The organism is Marivita lacus (genome assembly GCF_014637725.1).
Lineage (GTDB): Bacteria > Pseudomonadota > Alphaproteobacteria > Rhodobacterales > Rhodobacteraceae > Marivita > Marivita lacus.
Map to the genome: position 1 here is coordinate 427,769 of NZ_BMFC01000001.1, position 13,570 is coordinate 441,338.

At 61.2% G+C, this 13,570-nt stretch carries 12 protein-coding genes; 4 read left to right on the forward strand and 8 right to left on the reverse strand.

Annotated features, from left to right (window positions below):
* Nucleotides 1-116 precede the first annotated feature (116 nt).
* The 5 genes from IEV82_RS02155 to IEV82_RS02175 all read right to left on the reverse strand — a co-directional run bounded on the left by IEV82_RS02155 (nt 117) and on the right by IEV82_RS02175 (nt 4,898).
* On the reverse strand, nt 117-1,301 hold the full coding sequence (locus IEV82_RS02155; protein WP_188480299.1) for an amino acid aminotransferase: 1,185 nt from the start codon (nt 1,299-1,301) through the stop codon (nt 117-119).
* Nucleotides 1,301-2,158 carry a 3-mercaptopyruvate sulfurtransferase gene (sseA, locus tag IEV82_RS02160; RefSeq protein WP_188480300.1) on the reverse strand — a complete coding sequence of 286 codons (858 nt, stop codon included), beginning with the start codon at nt 2,156-2,158 and terminating at the stop codon, nt 1,301-1,303. Before sseA ends, IEV82_RS02155 begins: the two co-directional genes overlap by 1 nt.
* Nucleotides 2,159-2,283: 125 nt before the next feature.
* Nucleotides 2,284-2,757 carry an SsrA-binding protein SmpB gene (gene smpB, locus IEV82_RS02165; protein WP_188480301.1) on the reverse strand — a complete coding sequence of 158 codons (474 nt, stop codon included), beginning with the start codon at nt 2,755-2,757 and terminating at the stop codon, nt 2,284-2,286.
* Between the two features lie 142 nt (nt 2,758-2,899).
* Nucleotides 2,900-4,444 carry an alanine/glycine:cation symporter family protein gene (locus tag IEV82_RS02170; protein WP_188480302.1) on the reverse strand — a complete coding sequence of 515 codons (1,545 nt, stop codon included), beginning with the start codon at nt 4,442-4,444 and terminating at the stop codon, nt 2,900-2,902.
* 19 nt (nt 4,445-4,463) lie between these two features.
* Nucleotides 4,464-4,898 (reverse strand): universal stress protein, encoded by a 435-nt coding sequence (locus tag IEV82_RS02175; protein ID WP_188480303.1) that lies wholly within the window; start codon nt 4,896-4,898, stop codon nt 4,464-4,466.
* 310 nt (nt 4,899-5,208) lie between these two features.
* On the opposite strand from IEV82_RS02175, the gene IEV82_RS02180 reads away from it, so the two are divergent.
* Both IEV82_RS02180 and IEV82_RS02185 read left to right on the forward strand, forming a co-directional pair.
* Nucleotides 5,209-6,594, forward strand: a complete 1,386-nt coding sequence (locus IEV82_RS02180; RefSeq protein ID WP_188480304.1) for a cytochrome ubiquinol oxidase subunit I — start codon at nt 5,209-5,211, stop codon at nt 6,592-6,594.
* A gap of 3 nt (nt 6,595-6,597) precedes the next feature.
* Nucleotides 6,598-7,608 (forward strand): cytochrome d ubiquinol oxidase subunit II, encoded by a 1,011-nt coding sequence (locus IEV82_RS02185; RefSeq protein WP_188480305.1) that lies wholly within the window; start codon nt 6,598-6,600, stop codon nt 7,606-7,608.
* A gap of 102 nt (nt 7,609-7,710) precedes the next feature.
* On the opposite strand, the gene serA is transcribed toward IEV82_RS02185, so the two are convergent.
* Both serA and IEV82_RS02195 read right to left on the reverse strand, forming a co-directional pair.
* A complete protein-coding gene (gene serA, locus IEV82_RS02190; RefSeq protein ID WP_188480306.1) occupies nt 7,711-9,306 on the reverse strand; it encodes a phosphoglycerate dehydrogenase in 1,596 nt (531 codons plus the stop codon).
* Between the two features lie 104 nt (nt 9,307-9,410).
* The gene (locus IEV82_RS02195) at nt 9,411-10,592 is read right to left on the reverse strand and encodes a phosphoserine transaminase (RefSeq protein ID WP_188480307.1); all 1,182 of its coding nucleotides are present in this window, start codon (nt 10,590-10,592) and stop codon (nt 9,411-9,413) included.
* Between the two features lie 301 nt (nt 10,593-10,893).
* On the opposite strand from IEV82_RS02195, the gene serB reads away from it, so the two are divergent.
* Nucleotides 10,894-11,784 carry a phosphoserine phosphatase SerB gene (serB, locus tag IEV82_RS02200; protein WP_188480308.1) on the forward strand — a complete coding sequence of 297 codons (891 nt, stop codon included), beginning with the start codon at nt 10,894-10,896 and terminating at the stop codon, nt 11,782-11,784.
* On the opposite strand, the gene IEV82_RS02205 is transcribed toward serB, so the two are convergent.
* On the reverse strand, nt 11,756-12,754 hold the full coding sequence (locus IEV82_RS02205; protein ID WP_188480309.1) for an asparaginase: 999 nt from the start codon (nt 12,752-12,754) through the stop codon (nt 11,756-11,758). The genes serB and IEV82_RS02205 overlap by 29 nt on opposite strands.
* A gap of 173 nt (nt 12,755-12,927) precedes the next feature.
* Here IEV82_RS02205 and IEV82_RS02210 point away from each other — a divergent pair, with 173 nt between their 5' ends.
* Nucleotides 12,928-13,458: an invasion associated locus B family protein gene (locus tag IEV82_RS02210; RefSeq protein WP_188480310.1), complete on the forward strand. Its 531-nt coding sequence runs from the start codon at nt 12,928-12,930 to the stop codon at nt 13,456-13,458.
* The last annotated feature ends 112 nt before the right edge of the window (nt 13,459-13,570 follow it).

Genomic DNA, 13,570 nt, shown 5'->3' on the forward strand with positions numbered 1-13,570 from the left:
TCTTTTTGCAAATATGCAAACACGACTTTGCAAACTGCTCCCCGCTGGATGACGCGGCACCTGAAACCAAAATGGGCGCCCGCAGGCGCCCATGGATTTCGGACTTTCAGACGGGATCAGATCCCGACGTCGATCATCGCCTTGGCAAGGATCGGCACCGAGTCCTTGTTCAGACCGGCGATGTTCAACCGCGAATCCCCCACGAGGTAGATCGCGTGCTCGTCGCGCAGGCGGTCCACCTGTTCGGGTGTCGCCCCAAGCCGCGAGAACATGCCCCGGTGCTGCGCGATAAAGCCGAAACGATCCGACCCCGAAAGGCGCTGCAATTCCGCCGCCAGCTGCTCGCGCAGTGCGAGCATGCCGGTGCGCATCTCTTCCAGTTCCTTGGCCCAATCCGCGCGCAAGGCGTCATCGCTCAGAACCATGGTCACAAGCCGCGCGCCATGATCGGGCGGGAAGGAAAAGTTCTGCCGGTTCAGATAGGCCAGCGTGCCCTGGTTCAGCTTGTGCGCCGACGCATCGGCGGCAACCGCCATCAGCAGACCGGTGCGTTCGCGGTAGATGCCGAAATTCTTGGAACAGCTTGCCGCAATGATGGTTTCCGGCACCGAGGACGCGATCAGCCGGGTGGCCGCCGCGTCTTCCTCGAGGCCATCCCCAAAGCCCTGATAGGCGATGTCGACCATCGGGGTCGCGCCGGTCTTGAGCAGCAGATCGACCAGCGCTTTCCATTCGGTCATGTTCAGGTTTGCACCTGTGGGATTGTGGCAACAGCCATGCACCAGCACCACATCCCCCCGACCGGCCTGCGCGAGGTCTTCCATCATGCCGTTGAAATCCACGCCGCGCGACTCGTCGTCGAAATAGCGGTAGGGCACCATTTCCATGCCCATGTGCTTGAGGATCGACAGGTGGTTCGGCCATGTCGGGTCGCTGACGAAGACGCGCGCATCCGGGTTCGCCATGCGGATCATGTCGAAACCCTGACGCACGGCACCGGTGCCACCCGGCGTTGCTGCCGCAGCCACATTGGCGCGCGGCACCGCGTCGCCCAGAACCATCGCGATCATCGCGTCGGCAAAGGCCGGATCACCGGCAAGCCCGGTATAGGCCTTGGTGGTCTCGGCCTCCCAAAGCTGCTGCTCGGCCTGCTTGACCGCGCGCATGATCGGCGTGTTGCCCGACGCGTCCTTGTAGACGCCGACACCGAGGTCGATCTTGGGGTCGCGCGGATCCTCGCGGTAGGTCTGCACCAGAGCGAGGATCTTGTCTGCGGGTTGTTCCTTGAGAGTCTCGAACATCAGTTGTCTCCTGTGGCCACGGGTACGGTGGGGAACATTCCCCATTCGGACCACGAGCCGTCGTAAAGGGAATGGTCATCCTTGCCCATGCGCGCCATGGCCAAGGAGAGGATCGCCGCCGTGACGCCAGAGCCGCATGTGGTGATTGCGGGCTTCGACAGGTCCACGCCCGCCGCCTCGAAGATCGCGCGGGTCTCCTCGGGCGATTTCATCGTTTTGTCGGCGTTCAGCAGGCTCGAATAATGGACGTTCTTCGATCCGGGGATGTGCCCGCCGCGCATGCCGGGGCGCGGTTCGGGTTCTTCGCCCCGGAACCGGCCCGGTGATCGCGCGTCGATGATTTCCTGATCGCGCAGCTTGGACGCGGCGGCGACCTGTGTGACGTCCTTGACCAGATGGGCCTGACGCCGGACGGTCATATGCCGGTCGCGCACGATCGGCGGAAGGTCTTCGAGCGCACGGCCCTCGGCCACCCATTTCGGCAGCCCGCCGTCCAGCACGGCGATATCGTTCTGTCCCATCAGCTTGAACAGCCACCAGACGCGGGCGGCGGACAAGATTCCCGAGGCATCGTAGACAACCACCTGATGACCGTCGCCCACACCCATCGCCCGCAGGCGCGACATGAACTTTTCAATCGGCGGGGCCATGTGCGGCAAGTCGGATCGGCTGTCCGAGACATCGTCGATATCAAAGAACCGTGCTCCGGGGATATGTCCGGCGATATATTCGGCTTTGGCATCGCGGCCCGAGTCCGGCATGTGCCAGGATGCATCCAGAATGCGCAGATCAGGGTCGCGCATATGCGACGCGAGCCAGTCAGTCGAAACAAGTGTTTTCGGGTCGTCCTGTGCCATGCATGTCACCGAGGTTGCCAAGGTCGATCCTGCATAGAACCCGAAGGATCGACGCGCAAGTAATTGCCCGCGAGGCGCGGTACGACGCGTCGACGCTTTTCGCCAACGGGACGCAGCCCTTTCCCTCAGCCCGCGTTCTTGAGCAGCCGCTGTTTCTGACGGCCCCAGTCGCGCTTGGCTTCAGTCTCGCGCTTGTCGTGGTTCTTCTTGCCCTTGGCGATGCCGATCTTCATCTTCACCATGCCCTTGTCGTTGAAATACATCACCAAGGGCACAAGGGTCATGCCCTTGCGCTGGGTCTCGTTCCAGAGGCGCGACAATTCCTTGCGCGACACCAGAAGCTTGCGGCGGCGGCGTTCCTCATGCGGGAACATCGCGCGGTTGTAGGGCGCGATATAGGAGTTCACCAGCCACAGCTCGCCATCTTCGACGGCGGCGTAGCATTCGGTGATGTTGGCACTGTTCTCGCGCAGGGATTTCACTTCGGACCCTTGGAGGATGATGCCCACTTCCAGATCGTCCTCGATGGCATAGTCGAACCGCGCGCGACGGTTGTCGGCGATCACCTTGTAGTTCGGGTTGTCCTTCGGCTTTGCCATCGCTGCGGTCTCCTTTGGCCCGCGAGAGGGGTAGATATATGATGTCTCGGGGTTTTTGAAACCGCTTTTGCGCGGCGGTCACGGAAAAGGGCGGACCGATCGGCCCGCCCTTTCCAGATCCTTTGTCGGCATTTCTGCCGGATCAGGTGAATTTCTTGATTTCGCCCGACTTGAGGCGCGACCAGTAGCTGTTCAGTTCCCGCTTCACGATCGGCATCAGCACATAGAGACCGATGATGTTGACGACTGCCATCGCAAAGATCGCCGCATCCGAGAAGTCGATGACCGGACCAAGGCTGGCCGACGCACCGATCACGACGAACAGGCAGAAGATCGACTTGAAGACCAGTTCCTGCGTCTTGCTTTCCCCAAACAGGTAGGTCCACGCCTTGAGGCCGTAATAGGACCACGAGATCATGGTGGAGAAGGCAAAGAGGATCACGGCCAGCGCCAGCACATACTTGAACCCACCGATGGAGGACGAGAACGCCGCCGATGTCAGCGCGACACCGGATGTGTCCCCGACGGTCCGGATCGCTGTGCCGGCTTCATTGAGAAGGTAGAGACCGGTGTTCGGATCTGAAATCAGCTGTCCGGTGATGATGATCACCAGCGCGGTCATGGTGCAGACGATCACCGTGTCGATCAGCGGCTCGAGCAGGGATACGAAGCCTTCGGTGATCGGCTCCTTCGTGCGGACCGCCGAGTGGGCGATGGCGGCAGACCCGACCCCCGCCTCGTTCGAGAAGGCGGCGCGACGGAAGCCCTGGATCAACGCACCGACAAAACCGCCTGCGACGCCAAGACCGGTGAAGGCGCCTGCGAAGATCTGGCCAAAGGCCCAGCCGATCATGTCGTAGTTCATCAGGATGATGATCAGCGCGGTGCCGACATAGATCACGCCCATGATCGGCACGACCTTTTCCGTCACCCGCGCGATGGACTTGATCCCGCCGACGATGACCGCGAACACGATGCCCGCGAAGACAATTCCGGTGATCCAGCCCGGATACACGCCGAAGACATTGGTCAGCTGTGCATGGGCCTGATTGGCCTGGAACATGTTGCCGCCGCCCAGCGCGCCAAGGATGCAGAAGATCGAGAACAGGATCGCGAGGAACCGCCCTCCCGGCACGCCGCGTTCGGCGAAGCCCTTGGTCAGGTAATACATCGGACCGCCCGACACTTTGCCGTTGGCGTATTCGTTGCGATATTTCACGCCCAGCGTACATTCGGTGAATTTCGACGCCATGCCCAGAAGACCCGCAAGGATCATCCAGAACGTCGCTCCAGGACCACCGATGCCGATGGCCACCGCCACCCCGGCGATGTTGCCAAGGCCGACAGTGCCCGAAAGCGCGGTTGCCAGCGCCTGAAAGTGGCTGACCTCACCCGCGTCGTCGGGATCGGAGTAATCCCCACGGACAAGTGCGATGGCGTGGCCGAAGGCGCGGAACTGGATCACCCCGAAATAGACGGTGAACACTGTTGCCGCGATCACCAGCCATGCGACGATCCACGGAAAGTTGGTGCCGGGGAAGTTGCTGAAGATCAGGTTGACGAACCAGCCGGTCGAACTCGCGAAGATACCGTTGATGGTTTCGTCGATGGATTGGGCCGAGGCCGTCAGCGCGGCCGGAAATGTAAAGCAGGCAGCAAGAACCGCCGTTGGAACAAGACGTGTCATCTATGAAATTCCTTTGCGGTTAGGGAACGATCGTGCAGGGCACCGGGGCCACCTGAACCAGAGAGCCCGCGACCGAGCCGAAGACGCGGCTGGACAGCCCGCCATCGCCGTCTCGGCCAATGACCATCTGCGTTGCACCTTCCTTCTTGGCGACATCGCACAGCGTCTTTGCCACATGCCCGTACTTGATCCGGGTTTCGACCGGCACACCGGCTGCGGCAATGGTGGATTTCAGCGGTGTCATAAGCGCTGTTTCCGCCCGCTCCAGTTCTTCGGTGCGGCGCGCGTGACGTTCCTCGATCTCTTCGGGTGTGAGGAAGGAATAAGGCGACCATTCCAGCACATGAACGATCAGGATGCTGCCCCCTTGGGCCTTGGCGCGCGATACGGCGAAATCGAGAGCACGTTTCGCGACATCGCTGCCATCATATCCAACGACGAATTTCTCGGACATACTGTCCCCCTTTGGAGTGTTCCCGGTCTCAGCGCCGGTCTGGACAATATATCACCCCGCAAGAAGTCAAATCGCCTCATTTGGCTTTTATGGAGAGGTGAACGCTGCAAAGTTACGTCTCTTGTCAGACGATTAGGACAAACTTGATGCGACATGCAGGAATTTCCGCACCCGCACAACCTGCGGAAGAATCTGCATCAGGCGGTCAAAACGGCGCGGTGTGCAATGCTGTCGCAGGAGGCGGGAAACCGGCATTCGAGGCCTATGTCATGTGACAACAGAAAAGGTTTTGTTCAAAGGTCTTCGAAACATGGACACACTCATCCTTTCGCGCATCCAGTTCGGTGCAAATATCTCGTTTCACATTCTATTCCCCACGATCACCATTGCGTTGGGTTGGGTGTTGCTGTTCTTCAAGCTGCGCTTTGCCGGGACGGGTGACCAGAAATGGCTCGAAGCCTATCGCTTCTGGGTCAAGGTCTTCGCGCTGAGCTTTGCGATGGGTGTCGTGTCGGGCATCACCATGTCCTTCCAGTTCGGCACCAACTGGCCCGGCTTCATGGAAAGCGTCGGCAACATCGCGGGACCGCTTCTGGCCTACGAGGTGATGACCGCATTCTTCCTCGAAGCGGTGTTCCTCGGGATCATGCTCTTCGGGATGTCCAAGGTCCCTGGCTGGCTGCACACGCTGTCCACGTTCCTCGTGGCCTTCGGGACAACCATGTCGGCCTTCTGGATCCTCGTCCTGAACAGCTGGATGCACACACCCGCCGGGTTCGAGATGCGCGATGGCGTGGCCTTTGCGACCGATTGGTGGGCGATCATCTTCAACCCGTCGATGCCATATCGCCTTGTGCACATGCTTCTGGCGTCGGGTTTGACCGTTGCGTTCCTGCTGGCAGGGCTCAGTGCGTTCCGCTGGCTGATCGGGGATCGGTCGGATGGTGTGCGCGCGACGATCAAGACCGGCATGACCATCGGCGCCATTCTGATCCCGCTGCAAATCCTAGCCGGTGACTTTCACGGGCTGAACACGCTGGAACACCAGCCGCAGAAGGTGGCGGCGATGGAGGGCAACTGGGAAACCGGGCCGAACGTACCGCTCGTGCTGTTCGCCATCCCGAACGAGGAAACCCGCTCCAATGATTTCGAGATCGCGATCCCCAACGGCGCGTCCCTGATCCTCAAGCATTCGCCAGATGGCGTGGTGCCGGGACTCAATGACTTCGTGGCCGAGGATGGCACAGTTCAGCACCCGCCTGTCGCGCCCGTGTTCTTCAGCTTCCGCATCATGGTGGCGACCGGCATGGCGATGCTGCTGCTCAGCTGGACCGCCGTGTTCTTGATGGCGCGCAAGCGGCGCGGTGTCGAAGGTCTGCCAAAGCCGATGCTCTGGGCGATGGTGCCGATGGCGTTCTCGGGCTGGGTCGCAACGCTGGCAGGCTGGTACACCACCGAGATCGGGCGTCAGCCATGGTTGGTGCAAGGCGTGCTGACCACAGAAGCCGCCGTTGCCGATGTGCCCGCACCGATGGTCGCCTCGACGCTGATCGTGTATCTTGTGATCTACGCGGCACTCCTGTCCGCCTATATCGGCGTGCTGTTCTACCTCGCCCGAAAGGCCACCAAGGGTGAACCGATCGGGCCACGCATGCCGGTTGCCGAAGAGGCCGCCGTCACAGTTGCTGCGGAGTAAGCCATGACCCTTTTCGGAGATCCCGCCATCTGGCTGCCCCTCGCTTTCGCAGCCCTGCTTGGCCTGTCCATCCTGATCTACGTGGTTCTGGACGGGTTCGATCTGGGCGTCGGTGTCCTGTTCCCCTTTGCGGACAAGGACGAGAAAGACAGCATGATCGCCTCGATCGGCCCCTTCTGGGACGCCAACGAGACATGGCTCGTGCTGGCTATCGGCATCCTGCTGGTGGCCTTTCCCAGCGCGCATGGCACCATTCTGACGGCGCTGTACCTGCCCGTCGCGGTGATGCTGGTCGGCCTGATCCTGCGCGGCGTGTCGTTCGAGTTTCGCGTCAAGGCACCGATCAGCCACAAGGCCGCATGGGACAGGGCGTTTTATATCGGCTCCATGATGACCGCGCTCAGCCAAGGCTACATGCTGGGCATGTACATCATGGGCCTTCAGGTAACAGCGTTCACGCTGGCCTTCTCAGTTGTGACCGCCGTGTTCCTGACCGTCGCCTACAGCTTTATCGGCGCGACCTGGCTCATCCTGAAAACGGAAGGCGATTTGCAGCGCAAGGCGGTCGCATGGTCGAAAGGCGGCATCTGGGGCGTCGTGCTGGGCCTTGGCGCAATCTCGGTGGCCTCTCCGCTGGTCAGCCAGCGCATCTTCGACAAGTGGTTCTCGATGCCCGAGTTTTTCCTGCTCCTGCCTTTGCCGCTTATGTCGGGGGCCCTGATCGTGCTCTTGTGGGTGGCGTTGCGCCGTCTTCCCACCAGCGATGACAGCTTTGCATGGTTTCCGTTTGCCGCGACCATCGTGCTGTTCGTGTTGGGCTTTTTCGGGATGGCCTATTCGTTCTATCCGTTCATCGTACCGGACCAGATCACCATCTACGAGGCCGCCAGCGCCCCCGAGAGCCTGTTCATTATCCTGATCGGGACGCTTTTCGTTCTGCCGATGATCCTTGGCTATACCGCGCTGGCCTATACCGTGTTCCGAGGCAAGGCGACGGCGCTCAGTTACGATTGACGACTTTCCGCGTCTTCTTCTTTTTACAAATATGCAAAAAAAGATGCGAGAGGGCTTTGCCCTCTCGCATTGATCGGATTGGCGAAGCCAATTCAAAATAGGTCACGCCACGTCGAATTGCAGCGGCTTGACCTGCCGGAACAGGCCGGTTTCCTTGAGCTTGTCCACCACACTGGCGGGCACCGCCTCGTCAACATAGAGCAACGCAATCGCCTCACCCTTGGCAACAGACCGGCCCAGCGTGAAGTTCGCGATGTTCACGTTGTTCTGGCCCATGGTCATGCCCAGCGTCCCGATGATGCCCGGCACGTCCTCGTTGGTGGTATAGACCATGTGCGCCCCGATCTCGGCGTCGATATTGATGCCCTTGATCTGGATGAAGCGCGGCTTGCCGTCGCTGAACACGGTGCCCGCGATCGAGCGTTCCCGTTCGGCGGTGACAACGGTAACCTTGATGTACCCGTCGAAGGCGCCCGATTTCGCCTGGTTGGTCGTGCTGATCTTGATACCGCGTTCCTTGGCGATCAGCGGCGCGCTGACCATGTTCACATCCGGGTTCACACGCTTCATGATCCCCGCGATGGCGGAACAGTTGAGCGCCTCGAGATTCATCTCGGACACCGAACCGTCATACAGAATGTTGATCGCCTTGATCGGCTCGTCTGTCATCTGGCCGATGAAGCTGCCCAGATGATCGGCCAGCTTGATCCACGGCCCCATGATCTTGGCCTCTTCGGCGGTCACCGACGGCATGTTGAGCGCGTTTTCGACAGCGCCTGTCAGCAGGTAATTCGCCATCTGTTCCGCCACCTGGAGCGCCACGTTTTCCTGCGCCTCGGTTGTGGCAGCACCCAGATGCGGCGTGCACACGACGTTGGGCAGGTTGAAGAGCGGGTTGTCGGTGGCGGGTTCTTCGGCGAACACGTCAAAGGCAGCACCGGCGACATGACCGGATTTCAGCAGTTCCGCCAGCGCGGCTTCGTCCACCAGGCCGCCGCGGGCGCAGTTGATGATCCGCACGCCCTTCTTGGTCTTGGCAAGGTTTCCGGCAGACAGGATGTTCTTGGTCTGGTCGGTCAGAGGCACGTGCAGCGTGATGAAATCGGCGCGCTTGAGCAGATCCTCCAGCTCGACTTTCTCGACCTGCATCTGCTTGGCCTTTTCCTCGCCCAGGAAAGGGTCATAGGCCACGACCTTCATCTTGAGGCCGCGCGCACGGTCACAGACGATCCCACCGATGTTGCCCGCGCCGATCACGCCAAGCGTCTTGCCGGTCAGTTCGACCCCCATGAATTTGGACTTTTCCCACTTTCCCGCATGGGTCGAGGCGGACGCCTCGGGGATCTGCCGCGCACAGGCGAACATCATCGCGATGGCATGTTCGGCGGTGGTGATCATGTTGCCGAAGGGCGTGTTCATGACGATCACGCCTTTCTTGGACGCGGCGTCCTTGTCGACATTGTCAGTGCCGATTCCGGCGCGGCCGATCACCTTGAGGTTGGTTGCATTCTCGAGGATCGCCTGTGTGACCTTGGTGGCCGAACGGATCGCAAGGCCGTCATATTGACCGATCACTTCGGCCAGTTTGTCCTTGTCCTTGCCCAGATCGGGCTGGAAATCCACGTCAATGCCACGGTCACGGAAGATCTGAACGGCAGCATCGGAGAGTTTGTCGGAAATGAGTACACGGGGGGCCATGTCAGTGGTCCTTTGAACAAATGGGAAGGGTGGCGCTCATCAGGGCTTACGCCCTTCTTCGCGAAGAAAGCCGTCAGGCTTGATGAGCGCTGGATTGTGTTCGATCAGGCAGCTTGGGCCAGCGCCTCGATCTCGGCATGGAATGCCCAGTCGAGCCATGGCAACATCGCTTCGATGTCCGAGGTTTCGACCGTGCCACCGCACCAGATGCGCAGACCGGCAGGCGCGTCCCGATAGGCACCGATATCCAGCGCCACACCTTCCGCCTCGAGCCGCTTGGCAACAGCCTTGGCAAAGACCGCCCCATCGGCGATGCGGTCATCGGTGAACTTGAGACAGACCGAGGTGTTCGACCGCGTTGCCGGGTCTTCGGCCAGGTTGTCGATCCAGTCATTGGCCACGCAGAAATCGAAGATCGCCTGCGCATTGGCATCCGCCCGCGCCATGAGGCCCGTCAGACCACCGATCGAGCGTGCCCAGTCGAGCGCCTGCAGGTAATCCTCGACCGCCAGCATCGACGGCGTGTTGATCGTTTCGCCGACAAAGATACCCTCGATCAGCTTGCCGCCCTTGGTCATGCGGAAGATCTTGGGCATCGGCCATGCGGGTGTGTACGACTCGAGCCGTTCCACCGCGCGCGGGCTCAGGATCAGCATGCCGTGTGCCGCCTCGCCGCCCAGCACTTTCTGCCAGGAGAAGGTCGTGACATCGAGCTTGTCCCAGGGGAGATCCTGCGCAAAGGCTGCCGATGTGGCATCGCAGATGGTCAGCCCCTCGCGGTCTGCCGGGATCGCGTTGCCGTTCGGCATCCGCACGCCCGAGGTCGTGCCATTCCAGGTGAAGACGACGTCGGTGTCGTAATCGAGCGCTGCCATGTCAACGATCTGGCCATATTCGGCTGTCTGCACGTCAGCGTCGATCTTGAGCTGCTTGACCACATCCGTGACCCAGCCAGCGCCGAAGGATTCCCAGGCGACCATGGTGGCTTTGCGGGCCCCAAGCAGAGACCACATGGCCATCTCGACCGCGCCGGTGTCGGACGCAGGAACGATACCGATCTTGTAGTCGGCGGGCACGCCAAGCAGGTCGCGCGTCTCTTCGATCGCGGCCTTGAGCTTGGCCTTGCCGACAGCGGCACGGTGCGAGCGGCCCAAGGGCGCGTCGGCAAGGTTGTCCAATTTGAAAACGGGGGGTTTGGCACAGGGGCCAGAGGAGAAACGCGGATTTTCCGGCCGCGTCGTTGGTTTGCGCACGCTTGCGTGCGACGCAGGTCGTTCAATAGCCATTTATGCTATCCTTCCAGATAAGCGCCCCTCGTTGGGGAGGGGTGTCCCACTGCTGCGTTTATGTGGGCGCCGCATGCCGCGCAAGTCGGAAAATGCGACCATTGTGACGCATTTGGGGGTCGGCGCAGAGCACGTGTTGCGGATCGGAAACTTTGCCAAATGCCGTACGGTTTGCGATGTCGGATGCCTCCGGCGGGCGATATTTTTGAAAATAAGAAGACCGGACCTGCGCGATTGTTCCATCTGGCCTTCTTGCGCCACCCTCGCTACATGGCCGCGACGGTTGAAAAGGACGCGCGCCATGTACACGACAACGTTGATCGCCCGACCCGGAACGCTTGATCCCGCCCTTGCAGAAGCGCTGCGCAATGCCTGGGGCGGTGGTGATCTTGTCTGGCTCTCGCCCGACGAGGCGGCCGAATTCGACATGCCGGAACAACCGGACACTGCGGACGCAAGCTGGTCCGCGTTGCAGGATCAGGGCGTCGACCTTGCCGTGCAGCCCAGTGCGGGACGGCGCAAGAAGATGCTGCTCGCAGACATGGACAGCACCATGATCGAGCAGGAATGCATCGACGAACTTGCCGAGGTTGCGGGCGTTGGTGCGCATGTCAAGGACATCACGGCGCGGGCGATGAACGGAGAGCTGGATTTCGAAGGCGCGCTGATCGAGAGGGTTGGCCTGCTCAAGGGATTGTCCGAAAGTGTCATCACCGAGGTGCTGGCCAGCCGGATCACGTTGATGCCGGGCGGCCCCATTCTCCTCGCGACGATGAAGGCGCATGGCGCGCATGCGGCACTTGTGTCGGGCGGGTTCACGGCGTTCACCGGGCCCGTGGCCGCAGCGCTGGGATTCGACGAAAATCGCGCCAACACGCTACTTGTCGAGACCGGCACCCTGACCGGGGATGTGACCCGCCCGATTCTGGGTCGTGAGGCCAAGGTTGCCGCGCTCGAGGAAATCTCGGCGCGGTTTGGTATAAGAGAGGCGGATGTCATGGCCGTGGGCGACGGGGCCAATGACCTTGGCATGTTGCAACGCGCCGGTGCCGGTGTGGCACTGCACGCCAAACCCAGCGTGCAGGCGCAGGCCAAGCTGCGAATCAATCATGGCGATCTGACCGCGCTGCTGTTCCTGCAGGGCTATGGCCGTGATGAGTTCGTCACGCCAGAAATCCGGGCGCTGGTCTGATCTCTCCGGTGACAAGCCCGTCCCAGTTGTGAATGCTCGGGTTCAGGAACGCCTTGACCTCGGGATGGGCCGCATCCAGCACATCGAGCCGCACGAGGATCGCGGCAATCGCGCATTCGGCGGCTCGTGTCGCGCCATCCGCCGCCTTGATCGCCACGCCAAGACCGCGGGTCGGCAGGATGGCGATGAAATAGCCTTCGGCCCCGGTCTTGAGCGCGACAGGTTCCTTGGCCACACGCATCAGCCGGGTGCAGGCCCGGCCTTCACCGGCCACCAGTTCGGGATGCGTGTGCATCGCCTCGACCAGCCGCGCGGCGGCGGTGCTCATCGTGTCAGACCGCTGACCGGCGGTGGCGAACCACGCCATGGCGCGGGCCATCCCGTGCATCGTCGTGGCAAAGTTCGGCGCAGAACAGCCGTCGATTCCGAAACCCGGGCTGGTCAGGTCTGTCACCGTCTCAAACGCGTCGAGGCAGGCGCGCTGCACCGGATGGTCGGGATCGACATAATCCGGCCCCGCGCCCAGATGCTGTGTCAGCGTCAGGAAGCCTGCATGTTTGCCCGAGCAATTGTTGTGCACCCGGCAGGGCGATTCGTCGGCGCGGATCATTGCAAGCTTGAGGTCGGTGTCCCGACTCACCTGCGGCCCACAGCACAGCGCAGCGTCATCGAGGCCCAGATCCGCCAGCCAGCGATTCACCCTGTCGACATGAATCGGCGCGCCCTGGTGCGATGCGCAGGCCAAGGCAAGTTGCTCACTGGTCAAGCTGCGGGCATCTGCGGCACCGGACATGACCAGTGGCAGCGCCTGGATCATCTTGGACGAACTGCGCGGCAGCACGACCGCATCCGGATCGCCCCAGGCCGAAACGATCTGCCCTGACCCGTCACAGATCACCGCGTGACCACTATGATGGCTCTCCAGAAATGGGCCGCGCCAAACCTCGGCCAACGACACGGGGTGTGCCATGGGTTCGCTCCTTCCTACTTGGGCAAAAAACTGCCAATTGGGCTTTGAAGGCCCCCGTAAATCAGGCTATTCTCACGCCGTCGAGGGCAAAGTTGCAGTGACATAAGGGGGCCAAACCCCATACTGTGGCGCAGAAACGAGTTGAGGCTAAGGACAGTCTGGAGGCTGGACGCATGAAATCATGGATAGGTGGTACGGTGATCGGTGCTCTGGCGCTGGTGGCGGCAAGTGCGAGTTTTGCACAAGACACAAGCACGAACCGCGTGAACGCCATCACGGACTGGAGCGTTTTTGAAGGTCAGGAGCCCCGCGAGTGCTGGGCGGTGACGACCTACAAGGAAAGCGTGAATACGAAGGATGGCCGGGTTGTGGCCGTGACGCGCGGCGAAATCCTGCTGATGGTGTTCTACCGTCCCGGAGCCGAAGTGCAGGGGCAGCTGGCCTTTACCGGAGGCTATCCGTTTGCACCGGGGTCGACCGTCAACCTCAATATCAGCGGCACCGAGTTCGAGCTCTTTACCGAGGGGGATTGGGCATGGCCCGCGACGCCGCAGGACGATTCAAAGATCGTCACCGCGATGAAGCGCGGTGCGGATGCAGTTGTGACGGCACGGTCGGCACGCGGGACCACGACAAAAGACACATTCTCGCTTCTGGGCTTCACCGCCGCAGTCGAGGATGCCGAGAAACGTTGCGAGTCCTGATCTGACGTTCGAGACCGGTCCGGCCTGACAGTTTGGTGCTGTCGGGCGATAACCCCTTTGGCAAAGTCCAAAGAATCCTATATGTGGCCTACTCTTCTCGAGAAAGGCTGAC

Coding starts and splice junctions, on each gene's coding strand:
- IEV82_RS02155 (WP_188480299.1), bottom strand. CDS start 1,301: ATGTTCGAGACTCTCAAGGAACAACCCGCAGACAAGATCCTCGCTCTG.
- sseA (WP_188480300.1), bottom strand. CDS start 2,158: ATGGCACAGGACGACCCGAAAACACTTGTTTCGACTGACTGGCTCGCG.
- smpB (WP_188480301.1), bottom strand. CDS start 2,757: ATGGCAAAGCCGAAGGACAACCCGAACTACAAGGTGATCGCCGACAAC.
- IEV82_RS02170 (WP_188480302.1), bottom strand. CDS start 4,444: ATGACACGTCTTGTTCCAACGGCGGTTCTTGCTGCCTGCTTTACATTT.
- IEV82_RS02175 (WP_188480303.1), bottom strand. CDS start 4,898: ATGTCCGAGAAATTCGTCGTTGGATATGATGGCAGCGATGTCGCGAAA.
- IEV82_RS02180 (WP_188480304.1), top strand. CDS start 5,209: ATGGACACACTCATCCTTTCGCGCATCCAGTTCGGTGCAAATATCTCG.
- IEV82_RS02185 (WP_188480305.1), top strand. CDS start 6,598: ATGACCCTTTTCGGAGATCCCGCCATCTGGCTGCCCCTCGCTTTCGCA.
- serA (WP_188480306.1), bottom strand. CDS start 9,306: ATGGCCCCCCGTGTACTCATTTCCGACAAACTCTCCGATGCTGCCGTT.
- IEV82_RS02195 (WP_188480307.1), bottom strand. CDS start 10,592: ATGGCTATTGAACGACCTGCGTCGCACGCAAGCGTGCGCAAACCAACG.
- serB (WP_188480308.1), top strand. CDS start 10,894: ATGTACACGACAACGTTGATCGCCCGACCCGGAACGCTTGATCCCGCC.
- IEV82_RS02205 (WP_188480309.1), bottom strand. CDS start 12,754: ATGGCACACCCCGTGTCGTTGGCCGAGGTTTGGCGCGGCCCATTTCTG.
- IEV82_RS02210 (WP_188480310.1), top strand. CDS start 12,928: ATGAAATCATGGATAGGTGGTACGGTGATCGGTGCTCTGGCGCTGGTG.